A 21,305-nucleotide genomic window follows, 5' to 3' on the forward strand; every position below is an offset into this window, starting at 1 on the left:
TTCCTCTAGGATCTCGAAAAGGCCGGCTTCTGCTTGGCCTTGAAGGCGTCGACGCCGGCCTTGAGATCGCCGGTCAGGGCGATGAAGCCGCTGGCCAGCGCTTCGGTGGCGGCGGCACTTTCCTCGCCTTCGGCGACCGCGATCATCAGCTTGGCGGCTTCCGTCGCCAGTGGCCCGCGCTCGGCGATCTTTTCGGCCCAGGCCTGTGCATTAGCCAGCGCCTTGCCGGTCTCGACCACCCGATCGACAATGCCCAAGGCCAGTGCTTCAGGGGCGAGAAAGATCTCGCCGCCCAGCGCCATGCGCCGCACCGTCTGCGCGCCGAAGCGGCGCACGGCGCGCTGCGTGCCGGACCAGCCCGGAACGACGCCGATCGAGGTTTCGGGGAAACCCAATTTCACCTGTGTTTCCGCCACGCGGAAATCACAAGCCACAGCCAGTTCCAGTCCGCCGCCCAGCGCATGGCCGGACAGAACGGCGATGGTCGGTTGCCGCAGTCGCGCCAAGCGGTCGAAGACGCGGTGGCCATAGCGGACCCATTGCACCTGGAAATCGGCGGCACTCATCCGCGCCCACGCCTCGACATCGCCGCCGGCGCAGAAGCCCTTGCCTTCGCCGCGCAGCAGCACGACGCGGACGCCCTCGGCCATCTCGGCCGCGTCGAGCGCCGTCTCCAGCGCCCGCAGCATCGGAACGTCGAGTGCGTTGAATTTCTCCGGCCGACGCAAGGTGACGATGCCGATGGCGCCATCCTGCTCGAAGGTGACGAGGCGTTCAGCCATGCGCGCCTCCGAGCGAGGCGCCGCCATTCAGCGACAGGCCTATGGGCTGGTCCCGGTAGAGGGCTGCCGGTGTCGTCTTGAGGTCCCTGGCAACGCCCAACGGGATTTCCGACTGCGCCAGCACATCGCGCTGCAGATCGATGCCGGGTGCGAGTTCAGTGACGACGAGGCCCTCCGGCGTCAGCCTCATCACGCAGCGTTCGGTGACATAGGTGATGTCCTGCCCCTGCGCGACCGCCCGCTTGCCCGAAAACGAGATATGCTCGACCTCCGCGACCACCTTCTTGACCTTGCCCTCCTGGTCGATGCGGATGCCGCCATCGGCCAATGAGAGTTTTGCCCCGGCGTTGAAGAAGCCGGAGAAGACGATCTTCTTCGCCCGTGCGGTGATGTCGACAAAGCCGCCGGCGCCGGCGGTGACATGCGGCCGCGCCGAAAGCTTCGAAACGTTCACAGAGCCGTGTCGATCGATCTGCAGGAAGGACAGCAGCGAGGCGTCGAAGCCGCCGGCCTGGAAATAGATGAACTGGTGCGGCGAGGGCATGAAGGCGTCGGCGTTCGACGAACAGCCGAACTTGAAGTCGAGCAGCGGCACGCCGCCGACCGCGCCCTGTTCGATCACCCAGGTGACCTTGCCGTGCTGGCCTTCCTCGATCAGGATGCGCGGCACATTGGCCGAGATGCCGAAGCCGATGTTGACGGCCATGCCGTCGCGTAACTCCATGGCGACGCGGCGCGCGATCACCTTCTGGACGTTCATCTCTGGCGTGCGGAAGCTCGACAGCGGCCGGAAGATTTCTCCGGAGATGGCTGGGTCGTAGGGTGTCAGCGTCGTCTGCAACTGGTCGGGCGCGACGACGATATGGTCGACCAGGACGCCCGGCACGCGCACATGATGCGGTTTCAGCGTGCCGTTTTCGACGACGCGCTTGACCTGCGCGATGACGATGCCGCCATTGTTGCGGGCGGCGAGCGCCTGCTCCAGCCCGCCGAGATAGGCGCCCTCATGCTCATAGGTGAGGTTGCCGCGCTCGTCGGCCGACGTGGCGCGGATGATCGAGACCTGCGGCACGATGGAGCGGAAATAGAGCCATTCCTCGCCGTCGAACTGCTGCACCGAAACGATCGGCTCGCTGGCGGCGGCGTTCATGGCGCAGCCCTGATGGCGCGGGTCGGCGAAGGTGTCGAGGCCGACCTTGGTCAGCACGCCCGGCCGCTTGGCCGCGGCTTCGCGGTGCATGTCGAACAGGATGCCGGACGGCACGTTGTAGGCGGCGACCGAATTGTCGCCGATCATCTTCCAGATCTGCGGCGGTTCGGAAGAGGAGGGGCCCGAGGGGAAGGAGCCGCACAAGGTGCGCTTCAGCAGGCCGGGCTTGGCCAGATGGTCGATGCCTTTGATGCCGTACATGTCGCCGGCGGCGATCGGGTGCAGCGTGGTGATATTTTTTGGGTGGCCTTCCCCATCGAAGCGTTCGCCGATTGCGGCGAGCACCGCGTCGGGGCAGCCGAGGCCGCTCGACGAGGACACCGACACGACCATGCCGTCCCTGATCAGGCCGGCTGCCTGGGCCGCGGAGACCACCTTGCTCAATTCATACTCCCGAACTCAGGGTCGATCGCGACCGCCTTGCGTGATTTCGCGGTTTGCAATGCGGCTGACGCCGATGACCAGATGCTGTCCTCGCCTTGTGCGCCGATGGCGTTGCTAGCGCCGATCGAGCTCCATTTGACGCTCATGCAGCGCCTCCCAAACCGGCCGCCCTGTTTCGGTTGCGGCGATCCGGGCCACAGCTTTCCCTGACGACCAGATTGACCGCGCCGATGTGGTCTTCGGCGCGTGTGGTGCGCGACTGGATCATTTTCAGCATGACATGGGCGGCGCGTTCGCCGAGGCCCGCCGAATCCACCGCGACGCTGGTCAGAGCAGGCATGTAGTGCTCGGCTTCGGCCACATCGTCGAACCCGACGATGGCGAAATCAACTCCCGGCTCAAGTCCGCGCTTGCGCAGCGCCAGCATGGCGCCAAAGGCGACGGCGTCGTTGAAGCAGAGTGCCGCGGTCGGCGGTTCAGCCATTGCGAGAGCGGTTTCGAGGCACGCGATACCACCTCTGCGGCTGGTCTCTCCCTCGACGACCAGTGCGTCGCGGTCGGCGATGCCCTGCGTCTCGCAGGCTTCGCGAAATCCGCCAAGCCGCTCGTGATAGACGACGAGATCGGACGAGCCACCGAAGAAGACCAGCCGGCGATGTCCCTTGCCGATCAGATGGGCGGTGGCGAGATAGGCGCCGCGATGATTGTCGGGCGCGATGACCGGAATGCGGCTCTCGGGAAGCCGGCGCATGGCGAAGACCACCGGCAGACCCGCCGTCTCGATCCGCCTGAAGGCGCCCGGCGTCGTGCCGCGAGCCGGAGACACGATGAGGCCGGCGACGCCTTGCTCCATCAGCGATTTCAGCACTTCTTCCTGGCGCACCGGATTTTCCGCCGTGTTGGCGATGAACGGCACGATGCCGGCCGACTGGAAGACCCGCTCCATGCCAACCGCCAGCTCTGCGAAGAAGGGATTGGTGAGATCGTTGATGACCATGCCGATGACATTGGAGTGCGCCTTGCGCAGATTGGCGGCGCCGCGGTTGTAGACGTAACCGACATCCTCGATCGCCTTGCGCACCTTGCTCGCTGTTTCGGGCCGGATCAGCCCGCTGCCCTGGAGCACGAGCGATACCGTCGATTTGGACACGCCTGCTTCGCGGGCGATGTCGAATATCGTCGCCTTGGCCCGGTTGGCCATTCAGATGCATCCTCCCCGACTGCAGGCCCAAAAGTATTGGAACGTTCTAATCTCTGCTCCGCTCGTGAGTCAATCTGGATTTTTCCCGCGCCTCGAACATCGATTGTGCGTACTCAAATGGCTTGCCCCGCAAGGCTTTTGTGTTGCAACGCAGCATTCTCTCCTGCGGGGGAGCTCGAATCTTAAAGGTTCTTGATTTATTGGAACGTTCCATTTAGAGCGTTTCGAAGGGAGAGATGGATGAACATTTCCTTGCCTGGTGAGGGTGGCGGCAGCACCCGCTACACGCTGGTCGGCGAACCGGTGCAGCCGATGGTGGGCGCGCGATTTCCGCGTATCGCCTATGCCGCCGCGCACGTCGTTGCCGATCCGCTTGCCATGACCGATCCATGGTCCCGGCCGGTGGTCGACTGGGACAGGACGATGGCGTTCCGTCACCATCTGTGGCGGCTGGGATTCCGCATCGCCGAAGCGATGGACACGTCGCAGCGCGGCATGGGTTTCGACTGGGCAAACGCGCGGGAATTGATCCGCCGTTCGATCGCCGAGGCGCGTACCGTCGATGGCGCCGATCTCGCCTCGGGTGCCGGCACCGACCATCTGGCGCCCGCCACCGCCAGGACGCTGGACGATGTGATCACCGCTTATGAGCAGCAATTCGCTTTCATCGAAGGCTTGGGCGGCAAGGCGATCATGATGGCCAGCCGGGCACTGGCGGCTGTGGCCAAGGGGCCGGACGACTATGTCAGCGTCTACGACCGCATCCTGTCCCAGGCATCCGGCAAGGTCATCCTGCACTGGCTGGGCGACATGTTCGATCCGGCGCTCAGGGGCTATTGGGGCAGCGAGGATTTCGAGGCCGCGCTCGATACAGTTGTTGCCATCATCGAACGCCACGTCGGCAAGGTGGAGGGGATAAAAATCTCGCTGCTCGATGCCGACAAGGAGGTCGCGCTGAGGAACCGTCTGCCGGACGGCGTCGTCATGTTCACTGGCGACGATTTCAATTATCCCGAACTGATCGCCGGCGACGAGAAAAGACACTCGCACGCACTGCTCGGTATTTTCGATGCGATTGCGCCGGTCGCCAATGCAGCGCTGGCGAAACTGGCGGAGGGTGACCGCGCCGGCTATGACACATTGATGGCGCCGACCGTGCCGCTATCGCGAAAAATCTTCGAGGCGCCGACCGAGTACTACAAGGCCGGCATCGTCTTCATGGCCTGGCTGAACGGCCATCAGGACCATTTTGCGATGGTCGGCGGCATGCAGTCGGCGCGCGGCATCCGTCACTATGCCGACGTGTTCCGACTTGCCGACCAGGCCGGATTGCTGGCCGATCCGGAACTGGCGGTGACCAGGATGAAGAGCCTTTGCACCGTCGCGGGCGTCTAAGCGCGGAAAGGCTGACCGGTCGAAGGGACGCGTCGCCACGCGATTGCTGCGCCTGCCCAGGCGTCTCCGCTGTCGAACGACCGCGAGGGTGGTTTTCGCCGCCATCACCAATTTTCTTGTGAACCAATTTCTCCCGAGGCGCGACCAAGCGAAGTGTCCAAACATGGTCCATCAAGGAGAACGTCTGATGTTTACTGTTTCAAAAAACGTTCTTTTGGCCGCTATCGCCGTTTCGGTGCTGGCCGGCTGCAAGACAACTGCTCCCAGGGAATGCGACAGGCTGAAGCCTGGCGTCACCTACAACGGCAAATGCTGCGGCATCGGCGAGCCTTGCCGCGAAGGCAAGGGCAGCGGCGACAGGCCGGGAAATACGCCCGATCCAGCGCCGCAATGATCTGATTGCCTGTCGCCCGTTCCGGTCAACGCCGGGACGGGCCGCAGCTTTCCGCGACGGCGTTTGCGTCCGGCGTCAGGCCTGCCAGGGCCCGGTTGCGAAACTCGCCGGCGCCGCCCACGACAATGGCGCAACGGCAAATCTCAACGTCAGCTTGTGGCGGCGATTCCCCGCATATCACCTCACGGCCCCAGCCTCGTCCGTCCTGCATTGTTGAACCCGACAACCCTTTGCTTACTATACGGTTTTCCAGGCCTTGCCGGCTGCTCCTATGCGTGCTTACTTGTGGTTGTTTTCATTTGAGGGATACAATCATGCGTTTTCTACTTGCTGCGGTCGCCATGCTGTCGTTCGCCGCCACCGCGGCTCTGGCCGATCCAGCTTCGGACTTCAAAAGAGCCGATCAGGCGTTGAACCAGACCTTCAAGCAAATCCAGAAGCGGCTTACGGATGATTCCGACGGCAAGGCACGGTTCGTGAAAGCGCAGAGAGCGTGGATTGCGTTCCGCAACGCCGAATGCACGTTTCAATCCAGCGGTGACGACGGTGGCTCCGCGGCGCCGATGGTTGCCGCTGCTTGTCAGGCTGACCTGACCAAGGCTCGCACCAGGCAGTTGAAGGCCTACCTGAACTGCCAGGAGGGTGACCTCTCTTGCCCGGTGCCATCAGAATAATCTGGAGTGACAAAATGCCGAATTTCAAGATGAGATATGCGCTGATCGCGCTTGTGCCGTTGGCGGTTGCCGGTTGCGTCAGCGCTGAGGATCAGCGCGCAATGGATCAGCAACAGTGTGCTTCTTACGGCTACAGGCCAGGAACCAACAGGTTTGCCGACTGCATGATGCAACAGACGTCACAACGTTCAGAAGATGAGCAGCGCTCATTGGATCGCATGGCCGCGCAAGAACAGAGAGACAAGGATCGCAAGGAAGCGCGTCGAAAGAACGACAGCTACATCGATCCAAGGCCGAGTTACGACAAGGATGGCAATCCGAATTTCGACACTCAAGGCAATTACCAAGGGTGTCACGGCGCGGGATGTTTGGTCGACAATCCAGACAATGATAATGACGATGACCAGTAGGCCGGCTCCGCGAGGCTTGCCCCTATAGTCCGGACCTCAACCCAATCGAGAAACTGCGGGCAGAGGGTTGACCAGCGCGATTTACGCCGGGTGTTCTGGCAGGAAGAGCCGGGGCATTGAGCGCTGGAACCCGAGCCAGCTGCAACGATCATCGAATTCCCCCGAAGAAAGTACCTACCTCTAGAAGGGCTTTCGGATCAGGGGCCGTTTCAGGGCAAAACGGGCGATATTGTCGAGCGTTCTTGGCACCGCCATCTCCCCGATGCCCTCAATGGCGCCCCTGGCCGCTGCGTCCTCGCGAAAGCGCACTATCCATTCTTCCGTGAGGCTGTCCCGTTGAATAGTGAATTTCGAATTGACGGTGTCTTCGGGAACCTCGACGTCCATGTAATCCGCCACAGCCTCCAGATAGGGCCGTGGGTCTTGCTGCAAATCTTCGTAGACGAATTGGCGACAATCCAGCCCCGCAAGTTGTAGGTAGGATCTCCAGAACGCATAGCTTCGATCAATCTGGAAATATGCTTGGCTGATGTCGGCAAGCTATAAGGAACAGCGCGCGGCTTGACTTTCCCTCGTGCCGGCTCGTCCACACTCCAGACATCCTAGCTCGGTAGAACGAAATAGCTTGCTGAATTCGGTCGCGACGTTCCAACAAAATGAATTCCAGGCGGTGTTTTCTTCGAATCTTGAATAAAAAATCTTTTCCGAATTTCTCCTTGCACCAGGCCAGATGGCGCGGAAACAACTTGATCGCAAACCGTCCGTTGTCGGTCGACGCTTTCTTGATGACCGCTTTTTCAAGATCATCATAGGTGCGGGGATCGAAGCGCAGATAGGCCGGATCGAGCCATTCCTCGGACCGTCCCATCAGGCCAGTTGCGTTCGTCAGGCTTCCCAGCCAGTTCGAACCGCTTCTTCCCTCTGTAAAAATCGCAACGCCCCGCATAAAATCCTCTCCACCCTGTCCCGGAACGCATGCAGCAAGGCGCTTACCTTCAAGCCAAAATCAGCGCTGTGTTCCCGCCCCATGTCCAGGGACACCGTGCGCGCTTAGTGCCGCCGTGATCTTCGTTGCCATCTTGTCGGCATCCACCAGGGCTTTGGCTGGATTCTAGACCAGATGACCACGCAATTCATCTACGACGCCGCATCGATGGCGTGGTCTACAACGGTTTTGCGTCCACCGCCCGCAAGACCTACGGAAACCCTTCGCCAAGTCTTGCCGCGTGGCGCATCATCAGCATCTACTCGGCGGCTTGGGCGCACGGTATCTACATCGATGAGACGCTATTCGCGTCGACCGTAACGAATACGTTCGGGGTGAATAATACCCCTACCTTTGGCAAGGGACTTGCCGCACAGTCAATGGTTAGGTCGCCGAAGTGCTTTTCAGCAACGCCAACGACGACACTTCGCCACGCCAGCATCGCAGGCTATCTCGTCCACAAGTGGGGACTTACGGGCAACCTACCCGTGGGACATCCCTATAAATCCAGCTCGCCATGATGTACAAGCGCGCTGTGATGCTTGAGGCTTGGGCAAGAGATATCATCTTTGTGATAGCAGTTGGCGCGCTCTGTGCGCCGACTGAAATAATGCTCGGCAGTCGTCGGAGCTGGCTCGGCTCCCGGCTAAGGGGCATACTGTTCTGGATGCCGTTCGCCCTTTCGACCCTTGCTGGTGCGGCTTTGGTCCACTCGGGATCTCAATATTTCAAAATCCAGCCTCTATTCGAGGTGATCTTCACAGGGGAGAACATTGGACAGGTGGCAAGGATTGCCATCGCAGGGACCCTGGCGCTCGGTTCCGGCTTTTTGTTCGACTTCGTCTACTACTGGTATCATCGGGCGCAACATGCGTTCCCGCCGCTCTGGCAGTTCCATGCCGTGCATCACTCAATCGAAGACCTTAATGCGACGAATTGCAGTCATCATTGGCTGGAAGGTTTCTTCAAAGCCTTCGCCGTGACAGTCCCGTTGTCGCTCCTGATCAAACTCGGGTATCCGGAGGTTGTTTTCATATCCGCCGTCTTCAGCACATGGGGGCAGTTCGTACATGCCGACTCACGGGTTGGTTTCGGCCCGCTGCGCTGGTTGATCGTCAGCCCGGTCTTCCATCGGGTGCACCACTCGACAGATCGTCGCCACTTCGACAAGAATTTCGCCGGCCAATTCGCGATCATTGACGTGTTGTTCGGGACAGCCGTCTTCCCGGGCAGCGGCGAGACGATCACGACAGGTTTGAGCGACAAGCACGAGCCAAAGACGTTGTCCGAACAGATGATCCGGCTGCGGCCGAGGGTTTAGGCGCCGGGATCGGCTCCGCCGGCGACCCTATCAGTGACGGGCGCAGATAGGTGACCATAGAGACATTTGTTGCCGACGTGCCCAACATACGAAGAGTCTTCTTCGCGAATTTCGACATGCAGCAGGCGGAGCTGCTTTACAGCGCGTGTTCGGTCACAACAGCCGGCCGGCAAAGGAGCTGATCATTGCGGGTTGAAGGCTACCGGTTCTCGCGCAGCATTCCGCATACCTTGGTGGCCGTCAGGAACGGCTTCCTGGCTTCATCGGCCGTCCGTTCTACCCTCGTCAGCGACAATGCACCCCTGGACGGCCCTGCACCACGCTGTGCCCTGCTTATCCCAAGTTGAGGATTTCTTCCGCCGCCGCCTCGACGCTGCTCCTCTCGCGCGTCATGCCCACGCGCTTTGTCCTGACGGGAATTGGCGTGAGAACCATAGCATCGCGCTACCGAAGATCGCCCCGGTCGGCCCGTCGTTTCCGATTGAGACCGTTGACCAAGTCGATCAGATCGTTGGCCTCTTCGATAGGCAGACCCACGGCCCTGAAGGCTTCCCGCTCGCAAGTCAGGCCAGTGAACACGTTGAACACTGTCCGCGTCCTGTCCGGCGCTTTCCTGAGGTCATATCGTTGAGCGCCCATACCACAGAGGCTTCCGGGCTTGGCGGACGCCCTGCAAGTGGAACTTAAAGGGCGTTGAAGCGGGCGATCTGGAGCCAAATGAAGTTGCGGGGAGGTGCCAAAGGGTTTTGCGCGCTACACTCTGGCGAGCCGGCCAAGAGTGTCGATCCAAGTCTGATTTGTCTGGTTGGATGGTGGGCGTGACAGGGATTGAACCTGTGACCCCTGCAATGTCAATGCAGTGCTCTCCCGCTGAGCTACACGCCCATCCGAAGCCGCGCATACACCATTTTTGATCCAGCGCGTCAATAGCAGGAAAAAGGAAAGAAGGCGTCGTCTCGCCGCAGTGGCGAAGAGGTGCGGCGCCTCACTTAAAAAACGGCTCAGGCCGCCTGCAGCATCTTCTCGACCTCGTTGACGAGGTCACGCAGATGGAACGGTTTCGACAGCACCTTGGCGTCTTTCGGCGCCTTGGAGTCCGGGTTCAGCGCAACGGCGGCGAAACCGGTGATGAACATGACTTTCAAATCAGGATCGATCTCTGTGGCGCGCCGCGCCAGTTCGATGCCGTCCATCTCCGGCATGACGATGTCGGTCAACAGCAGCGAGAACGGCTCCTCGCGCAGCCGCTCATAGGCGCTGGCGCCATTGTCGAAATCGCTGACCTGGTAACCGGCGCGCTCCAGCGCCTTGACGAGGAACCGACGCATATCGTCGTCGTCTTCCGCCAGAAGAATGCGTGCCATGAATATCCCGTCCGAATCACCCGCCCGAGATTGCCGTTGGGCAAGCCCGTTAACCATCCTGTATATGAGGAGGTGAGGGTAAACATCAAGTGAACGCGGACGGCGATGATCCATATTTGCGGGGCCGTGTGCCGCCGCTGAAATGCTGGACACGCGGCCTGCAAGGTGGCACTTTCACATCATGATGCAATGGTGTTTTCGGGTTCGCTCAAATTGAAGACGGCAGCCGAGGATTTTTCGGTCTTTCCAGCCTTCGAAATCCGGTCGGGCGCCGAGCAGCGCGTCCCCTTTCTCTTCAACTCGCCGCATAGCGGCCGCTACTATCCCGAACGCTTCCTTGCCATGGCAAGGCTGGACCGCAACGCCATCCGCCGGTCGGAAGACTGTTACGTCGATGAGCTGTTCGGCGGCGCCGTGGCGCTCGGCGCGCCGTTGCTGGCGGCGAATTTCCCGCGCGCCTATCTCGACGTCAATCGCGAGCCGTGGGAGCTCGATCCTCGCATGTTCGCCGAGCCAGTGCCGTCCTTCTGCAACATCCGCTCGGCGCGGGTGGCTGGCGGGCTTGGCACGGTGCCGAAGCTGGTGGGCGAGGGGCTCGACATCTATTCCGGCCGTCTGCCGCTGGCCGAAGCCGTTGCCCGCATCGAAGCCGTCTACAAGCCCTATCACGAAACACTGAAGCGGCTTTTGACCCGGACCCATGCGCGGTTCGGTTTTGCCGTGCTGATCGACTGTCATTCGATGCCGGCGAGCATCCGTGTCGGCGACAGCGGTCTCCGGCCCGACTTCATCATCGGCGACCGTTTCGGCATCTCGGCAACCGCCGCCCTCACCGAGACCGCGATCGGCCTGCTCAGCGCCATGGGCTATTCGGTTGCCCACAACAAGCCCTATGCCGGCGGCTTCATCACCGAGCATTACGGCCGCCCGGCGCGCCATCTGCATGCGCTGCAGATCGAGGTCAATCGCGGGCTCTACATGAACGAGCGGACATTCGAGAAGGCCGCCGGCTTCGATGCGCTGGCCGACGATCTGACGCGGTTCTCAGCCGACCTGATGTCGATGCCCGACCATCATTTCATCGACCTGCCGCTGGCCGCGGAGTGAGCGGCCTGCCGCTGGCCGCGGACTGAAATCGCGGCGTAAAAAAAGACCGCATCGTTTGCACGATACGGTCGAAGTCTAGGGAGGAAACGCCCAAGGAGGGCATGGACAGGAAACCCTGTCCGAGGTCGAGGGTATTGTGCGCTGCACAAATGTCAAGCGACCTTCAGGCTTTTTTAATTCACTCTGATGTGGAAATTGCGTTTCGACGACGCTTGTGTGACATCCGGGCAACAGATGCCGTCGCGGAAAAGTCGTCGAACACGCTTGTTTTGGTACGAAATTGGCGGCAGAGCACGGCTCGGACATGCTGCAGTGCGGGAGAATCAGTTGGACATCAGTGTCGATTTCATGCGCCGCATCGCGCAGGTGGCAGCGGCGGAGACCTTGCCGCGCTTTCGTGCCCAGGGTGCGGTCGCCAACAAGGAACAGGGCAGTTTCGATCCGGTTACCGAGGCCGATCGCGAGGCCGAGCGCGCCATCCGCGCACTGATCTCCGCTGAGTATCCCGACCATGGCATTCTTGGCGAAGAGCATGGCAGCGAGAACATTTCGAGCCGGCATGTCTGGGTGATCGATCCGATCGACGGTACGCGCGCGTTCATTTCCGGTCTGCCGGTGTGGGGCACGCTGGTTGGGCTGACGGTCGACGGCGACGCCGTTGCCGGCATGATGGCGCAACCCTTCACCGGTGAGCTGTTCTACGCCAACGCCTCGGGTTCGCACTATGAGGGGCCGGGCGGGCCTCGCAAGCTGACGACCCGCAAGACGACGAAGCTCGCCGAGGCGACGCTGTTCACCACCACGCCGGCGCTGTTCAAGGGCGCGGCGCGCGAGCGTTACGACCAGTTCGAAAAGCAGATCCAACTCGCCCGCTACGGAGCGGATTGCTATGCCTTCGCCATGATCGCCTCGGGAAGTGTCGACATTGTCGCCGATCCCGGTTTGAAGCCCTACGACATCGTGGCGCTGATCCCGATCATCGAAAAAGCAGGCGGTGTGGTCACCACATTCGATGGCGGGCCGGCCGAACACGGCGGCGACGTCTTGGCGGCTGCAACGCCGGAACTCCACGCAGCTGCCATGGCCGCCTTGCGCGGCTAAACGAGAGCCCGCCGCCATTCAGGTGATGCCGACTGCTTGAAGCCGTCCTTTTTACTGCCTGGCGGCGCCCCTTGGGGACCGGGCCCCGCGACCGGCGCCTGTCAGGCTGTGGGGTCGTCGCTGCCGGGAATGAAGGCGTCGAAGGCGGCGAGCAATTGCTCGCGGTAGATGTCGGCTTCCTGCAGGATTTCGTGACGGGAGCCATCGATCATCAGCAATGAACCGAGCCGCAGACGTCTGGCGTAGGCTTCCACGGCCCTGGTCGAGACAACCTGGTCGGCGCCGGCGGCGATGATCAGCAGCGGGACCTGAATCCCGGCCATGAAGTCGGGGTCGCTGACGGCTTCCGAAGCTTTCGCGGCTGCCTGCAGCCAGCGGATCGTCGGCCCGCCAAGCGCCAGTTGCGGGTATTCTTCGTAGATCCGCGTGTTGCGCCGATAGCGCTTCGGGTCCGATGTCAGCTTGTTGGTCTCGAAGGGAGCCGTTGCCCTCGGCCGCGGACCCCAGGCGGCATAGAGCCGGCCGAGGCCGAGAGCGCAGAACAGGGAACAGACGCGGCGAACCGTCGAGATCGAGACCGGCAGGTCGGGCAGCGTCAGGAAGGGCGCGATCAGCACCATGCGCCGGACGCGGTTCACCATCGACGGAGCGGCAAGCAGGGTGATCAACGCGCCCGCCGAATGGGCCAGGATATAGTACGGTCCGCGGCAATCGGGCAGCACGATCTCCTCGAAGAACTGTTCGAGGTCGGCGGTGTAGTCGCGGAAGCTGCTGACGTAGCCGCGCTGATGATCACGGATCAGCCGGTCGGAATCACCCTGGCCGCGCCAGTCGAGCGTGGCGATGCCAAAGCCGCGATCGGCAAGGTTGCGGATGGTTTCGAAATATTTCTCGATGCACTCGTTGCGGCCGGTGAGCAGGACCACGGTGCCCTTCATCGGGCGAGCGACCGCGCCGAACAGGCCATAGCGGATATTTTTGCGGTCACGCGTGGTGAAAAAGCCGCCGGTGGCGTTTTCCGGCCGCGGATTGCCCTCGATTTCGTGAAAAAGGGAGTTTTCGGTGAAAAGATCCGTCATTCGGCGCTTCGTGCTCGGCGTCTCGCATGCCCGCCTGCGCTGGCTGGCTCCGCTAAGGTGATAGACGCCCATGCGCCAAAAGCCAAGGAATTCCCGATGATGGGAGGGCTCCGGGGAAGGCCGGAAGCCGCTTGAAAGCGTGCTTCCGGCCTCTGTCGATCCGGGAGGAAGGGACGTTACACCCGGTCGGCCTCGTTGCGGTGCCTGTTGTGCCATCGGCGCCGCCAGTCCTTGATCCTGGAATGCACTTTAGCGCCGGCTGCCTGAACGCGGGCCGAAGTGCCGGTTCATCTGCCGTTCATCGAGGGCCCGGCCGCCGTGGCTTTGCCGCCAGGTGAAATCTTGAAATGCTTTCCAGCGCTCCCCAAATGTCTCGTGCGGTCGCCAATGTCGGGGCCGCTGGCCCACTCGAAACGCCGCTCAAGGGTTTCGCACCGGCCATACGCAAACCATGTTGCTCAACAGGAGAACACCTCATGCGTCACGTTGATTTTTCCCCGCTTTATCGCTCGACCGTCGGCTTCGATCGTCTGTTCACGATGCTCGATTCGCTCGCGCAGCCGGATGGCGCGCAGACCTATCCGCCCTACAACATCGAGCGCACCGGTGAGGATTCCTACCGGATCTCGATGGCGGTTGCCGGCTTCTCGGACGAGGAAATCTCGATCGAAGCCCATCGCAACGTGCTGACCGTGAAAGGTGAGCGCAAGGACGAGGGCACCGGCGAAGGGTCCGAGCTGCTCTATCGCGGCATTGCCTCGAGGGCTTTCGAACGCCGCTTCCAGCTTGCCGACCACGTCGAAGTCGTCGGTGCTTCGCTGAAGAACGGCCTTCTGTTCGTCGACCTCAAGCGCAACATCCCCGAGGAGCTGAAGCCGCGCAAGATCGCCATTACGGCGTCTTCGGCCAAGGCCAAGCAGATCGAGGCCAAGACCGCTGCCTAAACTCTGTTCTGACGCAATTCCGGACGGAAAACCGCCTAACACTTTTCCTGGAATTGCTTTGAAGTCTCCTCCCGAGACGGAAGCGGCGCCGAAAGGCGCCGCTTTTTTGTTGTCCGGGATATCCGTTGTCAGGCGATCAGCTGGCCAAAACGGTCGACTTCATCGGCTGTCGTCGCAAAGCTGGTGACGAAGCGGTAGAGCAACTCGCCCTCGCCGATGTGGCCGTCAAAGCCATGCGGCTTGTGCCAGTCGTAGAAGGCGGCACCCGCGGCCTGCAGCCTCTCGGCCTCGGCCTTCTTGATCACCGCGAAAACCTCGTTCGCCTGCGGCAGCCATGCCAGCTTGGCCGTGGCCGAATCCTCGATCGCGGCGGCAAGGCGTGCGGCCATGGCGTTGGCGTGGCGGGCGGTGTCCAGCCACAATCCATCCTTGAAATAGGCCTCGAACTGCGCTGCGACGAAGCGCGATTTCGAAAACAGCTGGGCGGCGCGCTTGCGCAGGAAGGCCAATTCCCTGGCACGATCAAGGTCGAACAGCACGACCGCCTCGGCGCACCAGCAGCCGTTCTTGGTGCCGCCGAAGGAGAGGATGTCGACGCCGCGTTTCCAGGTCATTTCGGCCGGCGTCGTGTCGAGTGCGACCAGCGCATTGGCAAAGCGGGCGCCGTCCATGTGCAGGGGCACCGAATAGTGTTTGGCGATCGCCGAGATCGTCTCGATCTCATCCAGACCGTAGATGGTGCCGACCTCGGTCGACTGGGTGATCGAAACGGCCATCGGCCGTCCCCAATGGACGATTTCCGGTGCGAAACGGCCGATGGTTCTTTCCAGATTGTGCGGATCGATCTTGCCCAGCGGGCCATCGATCTCATGCAGGCGGGATCCGCCGGAGAAATACACCGGCGCGCCGCATTCGTCCTCGATGACATGCGATTCGCGGTGAGCAAAGGAAATGCCGCCCGGCTTGTTGTAAGCGGTCAACCCCAGCGAGTTGGCGGCCGTGCCGGTGGCGACGAAGAACACCGCGACCTCGCGTTCGAAAATCTCGCTGAAGCGCTGGTAGACTGCCCGGTCGAGCGCACCGTCGCCATAGGCGGTGGAAAAGCCGCCGGCATTGGCCGACAGGCCGGCGGCAATGTTGGGATGGGCGCCTGCCCAATTGTCGGAAGCGAAGAACATGCATCTGCCTATGTCTTGGGAGAACGGGGTTTTTGGGAGATCGGGGGTTTGGGGAAATCAGCCTGAAGTTGACCGGTTTCGCGAGCGGACCGCAAGGGGCCAGGCACCGGAAAAACAGTAAAGCCAGCCAACCGATAAAGCCCAGGCCGACGACTGAAGCTTACGTTTTTCCTCAACTCCACGACATTTTCTGTCGCCAAAAGCCCAAGTTTTTTGTGAATCGGTCTTGTGTGCGTCCCAGATTTCTGCCATAAAAATTTAGGACAGTAGTGCTGTCTTATTTTGTCGCACAAAACGAGCTGGATTGGCGTATCATTCGGGCCTCTCCGGCTGTTGCCGCGAGCGACAGGTGGACAGCCAGACTCTGGCCTGTACGATTACCAGATGCGATCCATGCGGAAAGCCGCCTGGTTCGACAAGGATTTCGCAAGACGTGCCACAAGGATCAGGGTGAGCCAAGCGCTTGCCGAGGCAAACCAGCGCCTGAATGGCTGGGAATGGAGGACAGGAGATGACGGACATGACGCACTCTGCGACGAACGGCCAGGCCGCGCAGACGAAAGCGGCAACCGTCAAAACCACCTTGCGATCCAATATTGGCCGAACTGCCAACGGCTTTTCCGCCCAAGGCCTCTACGATCCACGCAACGAGCATGACGCCTGTGGCGTCGGCTTCATCGTCAACATGAAGGGTGTGAAGTCGCATCAGATCGTCGAGGACGGGCTGGCTGTGCTCGAAAACCTGACGCATCGCGGCGCTGTCGGCGCCGATCCGCTGGTCGGTGATGGCGCCGGCGTGCTGGTGCAGATTCCCGACCAGTTCTTCCGTGAGGAGATGGCGGCCCAGGGCATCGACCTGCCGCCAGTCGGCCAGTACGGCGTCGGACACTGGTTCATGCCGCAGGACGCGGCCCTTCGCGCCCATATCGAGGACATCATTGCCGAATCGGCGCAATCCGAGGGGCTTCCGCTCATCGGTTTCCGTGACGTGCCCGTCGACAATTCGTCGCTGTCGAAGGCGCCTGACATCGTGGCATCCGAGCCGTTCCATCGGCAGATATTCATCGGCCGCACGCCAGACATTACCGATGACGAGGAATACGAGGCCAGGCTCTATCTGCTGCGCAAGGTCATATCGGGCCGGATCTATGCCGAGAACGACAATATGGACATCGGCGCCTATTGCGTGTCGCTGTCGGCGCGCACCATCGTCTACAAGGGCATGTTCCTGGCTTATCAGGTCGGCGCCTACTACAAGGACCTCAAGGACCCGCGCTTCGAGACCGCGCTGATCCTCGTCCACCAGCGCTTCTCGACCAACACGTTCCCGTCATGGAAGCTGGCGCATCCCTACCGCATGGTCGCCCACAATGGCGAGATCAACACCGTGCGCGGCAACAACAACTGGATGGCCGCGCGCCAGGCTTCGGTCGATTCCGAACTGTTCGGCAACAACATCTCCAAGCTGTGGCCGATCTCCTATGACGGCCAGTCCGACACCGCCTGCTTCGACAATGCGCTCGAGTTCCTGTTCCAGGGCGGATACAGCCTCAGCCATGCCATGATGATGCTGATCCCGGAAGCCTGGGCCGGCAACAAGCTCATGGATGCCGATCGCAAGGCCTTCTACGAATACCATGCGGCATTGATGGAGCCGTGGGACGGACCGGCGGCGGTGGTTTTCACCGATGGCCGCCAGATCGGCGCCACGCTCGACCGCAATGGCCTGCGTCCGGCACGCTACATCGTCACCGACGATGACCGCGTCATCATGGCCTCGGAAGCCGGCGTGCTGCCGGTGCCGGAGGAGAAGATTGTCAAGAAGTGGCGGCTGCAGCCCGGCCGTATGTTGCTGATCGACCTGGAGAAGGGGCGCATCGTCTCCGACGAGGAGCTCAAGTCGGAGATCGCGACCAAGCATCCCTACAAGACCTGGCTCGCCAACACGCAGCTGATCCTCGAAGATCTGAAGCCGGTCGAACCGCGCGCGCTGCGCAAGGATGTCAGCCTGCTCGATCGCCAGCAGGCGTTCGGCTATAGCCAGGAAGACACCAAGCTCTTGATGTCGCCGATGGCCACGACTGGCCAGGAGGCGGTGGGCTCGATGGGCACCGACACGCCGATCTCGGCGATGTCGGACAAGTCGAAGCTGCTCTACACCTATTTCAAGCAGAACTTCGCCCAGGTCACCAACCCGCCGATCGATCCGATCCGCGAGGAGTTGGTGATGAGCCTGGTGTCCTTCATCGGGCCGCGGCCCAACATCTTCGACCTTGTCGGCAATTCGCGCCGCAAGCGGCTCGAGGTGCGCCAGCCGATCCTGACCAATGGCGATCTCGAAAAGATCCGTTCCATCGGCCACACCGAGGACCGCTTCGACACCAAGACGATCGACATCACCTATGGCTCCGCCGAAGGCGCCGCGGGCATGCAGGGCGCCATCGACCGCCTGTGCGAGCGGGCCGAGGCGGCGGTCGCCGGCGGCTACAACATCATCATCCTGTCCGACCGCCAGGTCGGGCCGGACCGCATCGCAATCCCGGCGCTCTTGGCGACGGCGGCGGTGCATCATCACCTGATCCGCAAGGGGCTGCGCACCTCGGTCGGCCTCGTCGTCGAATCCGGCGAGCCGCGCGAAGTGCATCATTTCTGCTGCCTTGCCGGCTATGGTGCCGAGGCGATCAATCCCTATCTCGCCTTCGACACGCTGCTCGACATGCACAAGCGCGGCGAACTGCCGAAGGAAGTGGACGCCTACGAAGTCGTCTCGCGCTACATCAAGTCGATCGGCAAGGGCATCCTCAAAGTGATGTCCAAGATGGGCATCTCGACCTACCAGTCCTATTGCGGCGCGCAGATTTTCGACGCCATCGGCCTGAAGACCGATTTCGTGCAGCAATATTTCACCGGCACCGCGACGCTGATCGAAGGCGTCGGCCTGGACGAGATCGCGACCGAGACGCTTAGCCGCCACAATGACGGCTTCGGCAACGACCCCGTGCTGCGCAACAGCCTCGAGGTCGGCGGCGAATACATGTACCGCATGCGCGGCGAGGCGCATATCTGGTCGCCCGACGCGGTCGCCACCTTGCAGCACGCCGTGCGCCAGGGATCGTGGGAAACGTTCAAGGACTATTCCGCCCAGATCGACAGCGAGACGGCCCGCGCCCAGACCATTCGCGGCCTGTTCAAGCTCAAGCTGGCCGATGAAACCGGCCGCAAGAAGGTAGCGCTCGACGACGTCATGTCGGCGGCCGACATCGTCAAGCGGTTCTCGACCGGGGCGATGTCGTTCGGATCGATCTCGCGCGAAGCGCACACGACGCTGGCGCGCGCGATGAACCAGATCGGCGGCAAGTCGAACACCGGCGAGGGCGGCGAAGAGGCCGACCGCTATCTGCCGCTGCCTGGCGGCGGCAAGAACCCGGAACGCTCGGCGATCAAGCAGATCGCCTCGGGTCGTTTCGGCGTGACGGCCGAATACCTCGTTAATTCCGACATGATGCAGATCAAGGTGGCGCAGGGTGCCAAGCCCGGCGAGGGCGGCCAGCTGCCCGGCCACAAGGTCGACGCGACCATCGCCAAGGTCCGGCATTCGACGCCGGGCGTCGGCCTGATCTCGCCGCCGCCGCATCACGACATCTATTCGATCGAGGATCTGGCGCAGCTGATCTACGATCTGAAGAACGTCAACCCGGCGGCCGACGTGTCGGTCAAGCTGGTGTCGGAAGTCGGTGTCGGCACGGTCGCGGCGGGCGTGGCCAAGGCGCGCGCCGACCACATCACCATCTCGGGCTATGATGGCGGCACCGGCGCTTCGCCGCTGACGTCGCTCAAGCATGCCGGCAGCCCGTGGGAAATGGGCCTTGCCGAAACGCACCAGACGCTGGTGCTGAACGGCTTGCGGTCGCGCGTTGCGCTGCAGGTCGATGGTGGCTTGCGCACGGGGCGCGACGTCATCATCGGCGCGCTGCTTGGCGCCGACGAGTTCGGCTTCTCGACCGCGCCGCTGATCGCGGCCGGCTGCATCATGATGCGCAAGTGCCATCTCAATACCTGCCCGGTCGGCGTCGCGACGCAGGATCCGGTGCTGCGCAAGCGCTTCAAGGGCACGCCCGAGCATGTCATCAACTTCTTCTTCTACGTCGCGGAAGAGGTGAGGGAGCTGCTCGCCGAGATGGGCTACACCCATATCGACCAGATCATCGGCGACACCGATCTTCTGGAAAAGCGCGACCTTATCGTGCACTGGAAGGCGCGCGGGCTCGATTTCTCGAAGATGTTCTTCAAGCCGGATGCGCCGCATGAAGCGGTGCACTGGACCGAGCGGCAGAAGCATCCGATCGACGACGTGCTCGACCGCAAGCTGATCGAACTGGCCAAGCCCGCGCTCGAGAGCAAGCTGCCGGTCAAGATCGAGGTCGATATCCGCAATGTCGACCGCTCCACGGGCGCCATGCTGTCGGGTGAAGTGGCCAAGCGCTTCAAGCACAAGGGCCTGCGCGAGGACACGATCCAGGTGAAGCTGACCGGCACTGCCGGCCAGTCCTTTGGCGCCTTCCTGGCGCGCGGCATCTCGTTCGAGCTTGTCGGCGCCGGCAACGACTATGTCGGCAAGGGCCTGTCGGGCGGGCGCATCGTCATCCGGCCGCCGGAAGAGGCCAAGATCGTCGCGGCGGAGTCCATCATCGTCGGCAACACGGTGCTCTATGGCGCAACCGAAGGCGAGGCCTATTTCGCCGGCGTCGCCGGCGAGCGTTTCGCCGTGCGCAATTCGGGCGTCGCCGCCGTCGTCGAAGGCGTCGGCGACCATGGCTGCGAGTACATGACCGGCGGCATCGTCGTCGTCATCGGCAAGACCGGCCGCAACTTCGCCGCCGGCATGTCGGGCGGCGTCGCCTATGTGCTCGACGAGGCGGGTGATTTCGCCGAGCGCTGCAACATGGCGATGGTCGAACTGGAGCCGGTTCCCGAAGAAGACGATCTGATGGAAAGACTGCTGCACCATGGCGGCGACCTCGATCACAAGGGTCGCGTCGACGTCTCCGGCGACATGACCAGCCATGATGAGGAGCGGCTCTACCAGCTGATTTCCAACCATGTGCATTACACCGGGTCGGTGCGTGGCCGCGAAATTCTCGACGACTGGACGACTTTCCGGCCGAAGTTCCGCAAGATCATGCCGGTCGAATACCGCCGCGCCCTGATCGAGATGGAACGCATGCGCATGGGCGTCGCGGCGGAATAGGCTTTGCAATTGCCGGGGAGCCCAGGCTTCCCGGCCCATCTTCACCGACAGTTTGACCTCCGGCGCAAGGTTGCCATGGCTGCCTCAAGGGGTTAACGGGTGCGGCGAAAACCGCACCATCTGGACAGCAGGAACTGGACTATGGGCAAGGTAACAGGCTTTCTCGAAATCGACCGGCAGGTGCACAAGTACCAGCCGGCCTCCGACCGCATCCGGCATTTCCGCGAGTTCACGCTGCCGATGTCTGACAAGGAGGTCGAGAAACAGGCCGCGCGCTGCATGGATTGCGGCATTCCGTTCTGCCACGGGCCGACCGGCTGCCCGATCCACAACCAGATTCCGGACTGGAACGACCTCGTCTACAATGGCGACTGGGACAACGCGATCCGCAACCTGCATTCGACCAACAATTTCCCGGAGTTCACCGGCCGCATCTGCCCCGCGCCCTGCGAGGAAGCCTGCACGCTGAACCTTGAGGACATTCCCGTCGCCATCAAGACGGTCGAGCAGGCGATTGCCGACAAGGCC

The 21,305-nt window shown here is 62.0% G+C and carries 18 protein-coding genes, 1 tRNA gene and 1 pseudogene; 10 read left to right on the plus strand and 10 right to left on the minus strand.

What is annotated here, in order from left to right:
• Window positions 1–5 precede the first annotated feature (5 nt).
• The 4 genes from EN943_RS08165 to EN943_RS08180 are packed head-to-tail and all read right to left on the minus strand — an operon-like array spanning window position 6 to window position 3,577.
• The gene (locus tag EN943_RS08165) at window positions 6–782 is read right to left on the minus strand and encodes an enoyl-CoA hydratase/isomerase family protein (RefSeq protein WP_127412211.1); all 777 of its coding nucleotides are present in this window, start codon (window positions 780–782) and stop codon (window positions 6–8) included.
• Window positions 775–2,376: an acyl CoA:acetate/3-ketoacid CoA transferase gene (locus EN943_RS08170; RefSeq protein ID WP_127412212.1), complete on the minus strand. Its 1,602-nt coding sequence runs from the start codon at window positions 2,374–2,376 to the stop codon at window positions 775–777. Before EN943_RS08170 ends, EN943_RS08165 begins: the two co-directional genes overlap by 8 nt.
• Window positions 2,373–2,522 carry a hypothetical protein gene (locus tag EN943_RS08175; protein ID WP_127412213.1) on the minus strand — a complete coding sequence of 50 codons (150 nt, stop codon included), beginning with the start codon at window positions 2,520–2,522 and terminating at the stop codon, window positions 2,373–2,375. Before EN943_RS08175 ends, EN943_RS08170 begins: the two co-directional genes overlap by 4 nt.
• Window positions 2,519–3,577: a LacI family DNA-binding transcriptional regulator gene (locus EN943_RS08180; RefSeq protein ID WP_127412214.1), complete on the minus strand. Its 1,059-nt coding sequence runs from the start codon at window positions 3,575–3,577 to the stop codon at window positions 2,519–2,521. Before EN943_RS08180 ends, EN943_RS08175 begins: the two co-directional genes overlap by 4 nt.
• Before the next feature lie 240 nt (window positions 3,578–3,817).
• Here EN943_RS08180 and EN943_RS08185 point away from each other — a divergent pair, with 240 nt between their 5' ends.
• From EN943_RS08185 to EN943_RS08200, 4 genes are all read left to right on the plus strand, one after another.
• Window positions 3,818–4,972, plus strand: coding sequence for a dihydrodipicolinate synthase family protein (locus EN943_RS08185; RefSeq protein ID WP_127412215.1), 1,155 nt, complete (start codon window positions 3,818–3,820; stop codon window positions 4,970–4,972).
• Window positions 4,973–5,159: 187 nt separating this feature from the next.
• Window positions 5,160–5,366, plus strand: coding sequence for a hypothetical protein (locus EN943_RS08190; protein ID WP_127412216.1), 207 nt, complete (start codon window positions 5,160–5,162; stop codon window positions 5,364–5,366).
• Between the two features lie 341 nt (window positions 5,367–5,707).
• Window positions 5,708–6,040 carry a lysozyme inhibitor LprI family protein gene (locus EN943_RS08195; protein WP_224621359.1) on the plus strand — a complete coding sequence of 111 codons (333 nt, stop codon included), beginning with the start codon at window positions 5,708–5,710 and terminating at the stop codon, window positions 6,038–6,040.
• A gap of 14 nt (window positions 6,041–6,054) precedes the next feature.
• Complete coding sequence (locus tag EN943_RS08200; protein WP_127412217.1) at window positions 6,055–6,450, plus strand: hypothetical protein; 396 nt, start codon at window positions 6,055–6,057, stop codon at window positions 6,448–6,450.
• A gap of 180 nt (window positions 6,451–6,630) precedes the next feature.
• Here EN943_RS08200 and EN943_RS38245 read toward each other — a convergent pair whose 3' ends face one another.
• Both EN943_RS38245 and EN943_RS38250 read right to left on the minus strand, forming a co-directional pair.
• Window positions 6,631–6,837: a hypothetical protein gene (locus tag EN943_RS38245; RefSeq protein WP_245475645.1), complete on the minus strand. Its 207-nt coding sequence runs from the start codon at window positions 6,835–6,837 to the stop codon at window positions 6,631–6,633.
• Between the two features lie 118 nt (window positions 6,838–6,955).
• On the minus strand, window positions 6,956–7,396 hold the full coding sequence (locus EN943_RS38250; protein ID WP_245475648.1) for a Stf0 family sulfotransferase: 441 nt from the start codon (window positions 7,394–7,396) through the stop codon (window positions 6,956–6,958).
• A gap of 556 nt (window positions 7,397–7,952) precedes the next feature.
• Here EN943_RS38250 and EN943_RS08210 point away from each other — a divergent pair.
• A complete protein-coding gene (locus EN943_RS08210; RefSeq protein ID WP_127412218.1) occupies window positions 7,953–8,756 on the plus strand; it encodes a sterol desaturase family protein in 804 nt (267 codons plus the stop codon).
• Between the two features lie 810 nt (window positions 8,757–9,566).
• On the opposite strand, the gene EN943_RS08220 is transcribed toward EN943_RS08210, so the two are convergent.
• Window positions 9,567–9,641: transfer RNA gene (locus EN943_RS08220), tRNA-Val, on the minus strand.
• Window positions 9,642–9,757: 116 nt separating this feature from the next.
• Complete coding sequence (locus tag EN943_RS08225) at window positions 9,758–10,120, minus strand: response regulator (protein ID WP_006199474.1); 363 nt, start codon at window positions 10,118–10,120, stop codon at window positions 9,758–9,760.
• Between the two features lie 165 nt (window positions 10,121–10,285).
• Here EN943_RS08225 and EN943_RS08230 point away from each other — a divergent pair, with 165 nt between their 5' ends.
• Together EN943_RS08230 and hisN are read left to right on the plus strand one after the other, a co-directional pair.
• Window positions 10,286–11,227, plus strand: a complete 942-nt coding sequence (locus tag EN943_RS08230) for an N-formylglutamate amidohydrolase (protein WP_127412220.1) — start codon at window positions 10,286–10,288, stop codon at window positions 11,225–11,227.
• Window positions 11,228–11,554: 327 nt separating this feature from the next.
• The gene (hisN, locus tag EN943_RS08235) at window positions 11,555–12,328 is read left to right on the plus strand and encodes a histidinol-phosphatase (RefSeq protein WP_127412221.1); all 774 of its coding nucleotides are present in this window, start codon (window positions 11,555–11,557) and stop codon (window positions 12,326–12,328) included.
• Between the two features lie 101 nt (window positions 12,329–12,429).
• On the opposite strand, the gene EN943_RS08240 is transcribed toward hisN, so the two are convergent.
• Entirely contained in the window at window positions 12,430–13,407 is a 978-nt protein-coding gene (locus tag EN943_RS08240) for an alpha/beta hydrolase (RefSeq protein WP_127412222.1), read from the minus strand.
• A gap of 476 nt (window positions 13,408–13,883) precedes the next feature.
• Between EN943_RS08240 and EN943_RS08245 the strand changes: the two genes are divergently transcribed.
• Window positions 13,884–14,351, plus strand: a complete 468-nt coding sequence (locus tag EN943_RS08245; RefSeq protein WP_013529716.1) for an Hsp20 family protein — start codon at window positions 13,884–13,886, stop codon at window positions 14,349–14,351.
• Window positions 14,352–14,479: 128 nt separating this feature from the next.
• Here EN943_RS08245 and EN943_RS08250 read toward each other — a convergent pair whose 3' ends face one another.
• On the minus strand, window positions 14,480–15,529 hold the full coding sequence (locus EN943_RS08250) for a low specificity L-threonine aldolase (protein ID WP_127412223.1): 1,050 nt from the start codon (window positions 15,527–15,529) through the stop codon (window positions 14,480–14,482).
• A 511-nt stretch (window positions 15,530–16,040) separates the two neighbouring features.
• Here EN943_RS08250 and gltB point away from each other — a divergent pair.
• Together gltB and gltD are read left to right on the plus strand one after the other, a co-directional pair.
• Window positions 16,041–20,777, plus strand: coding sequence for a glutamate synthase large subunit (gltB, locus tag EN943_RS08255; protein ID WP_127412224.1), 4,737 nt, complete (start codon window positions 16,041–16,043; stop codon window positions 20,775–20,777).
• A 141-nt stretch (window positions 20,778–20,918) separates the two neighbouring features.
• Window positions 20,919–21,305 (plus strand): annotated as a pseudogene (gene gltD, locus EN943_RS08260) (glutamate synthase); the annotation flags it as partial.

Source organism: Mesorhizobium sp. M7A.F.Ca.US.006.01.1.1, from assembly GCF_003997935.1.
In the GTDB taxonomy this organism is placed as follows: domain Bacteria; phylum Pseudomonadota; class Alphaproteobacteria; order Rhizobiales; family Rhizobiaceae; genus Mesorhizobium.

Bases quoted from the DNA above. Each gene is read 5' to 3' on its own strand.
- EN943_RS38245 (WP_245475645.1), bottom strand. From the start codon at position 6,837: ATGGACGTCGAGGTTCCCGAAGACACCGTCAATTCGAAATTCACTATT.
- EN943_RS08210 (WP_127412218.1), top strand. From the start codon at position 7,953: ATGATGTACAAGCGCGCTGTGATGCTTGAGGCTTGGGCAAGAGATATC.
- EN943_RS08165 (WP_127412211.1), bottom strand. From the start codon at position 782: ATGGCTGAACGCCTCGTCACCTTCGAGCAGGATGGCGCCATCGGCATC.
- EN943_RS08225 (WP_006199474.1), bottom strand. From the start codon at position 10,120: ATGGCACGCATTCTTCTGGCGGAAGACGACGACGATATGCGTCGGTTC.
- EN943_RS08175 (WP_127412213.1), bottom strand. From the start codon at position 2,522: ATGAGCGTCAAATGGAGCTCGATCGGCGCTAGCAACGCCATCGGCGCA.
- EN943_RS08185 (WP_127412215.1), top strand. From the start codon at position 3,818: ATGAACATTTCCTTGCCTGGTGAGGGTGGCGGCAGCACCCGCTACACG.
- EN943_RS08195 (WP_224621359.1), top strand. From the start codon at position 5,708: ATGCTGTCGTTCGCCGCCACCGCGGCTCTGGCCGATCCAGCTTCGGAC.
- EN943_RS08180 (WP_127412214.1), bottom strand. From the start codon at position 3,577: ATGGCCAACCGGGCCAAGGCGACGATATTCGACATCGCCCGCGAAGCA.
- EN943_RS38250 (WP_245475648.1), bottom strand. From the start codon at position 7,396: ATGCGGGGCGTTGCGATTTTTACAGAGGGAAGAAGCGGTTCGAACTGG.
- EN943_RS08200 (WP_127412217.1), top strand. From the start codon at position 6,055: ATGCCGAATTTCAAGATGAGATATGCGCTGATCGCGCTTGTGCCGTTG.
- EN943_RS08245 (WP_013529716.1), top strand. From the start codon at position 13,884: ATGCGTCACGTTGATTTTTCCCCGCTTTATCGCTCGACCGTCGGCTTC.
- EN943_RS08240 (WP_127412222.1), bottom strand. From the start codon at position 13,407: ATGACGGATCTTTTCACCGAAAACTCCCTTTTTCACGAAATCGAGGGC.
- gltB (WP_127412224.1), top strand. From the start codon at position 16,041: ATGACGGACATGACGCACTCTGCGACGAACGGCCAGGCCGCGCAGACG.
- EN943_RS08250 (WP_127412223.1), bottom strand. From the start codon at position 15,529: ATGTTCTTCGCTTCCGACAATTGGGCAGGCGCCCATCCCAACATTGCC.
- EN943_RS08190 (WP_127412216.1), top strand. From the start codon at position 5,160: ATGTTTACTGTTTCAAAAAACGTTCTTTTGGCCGCTATCGCCGTTTCG.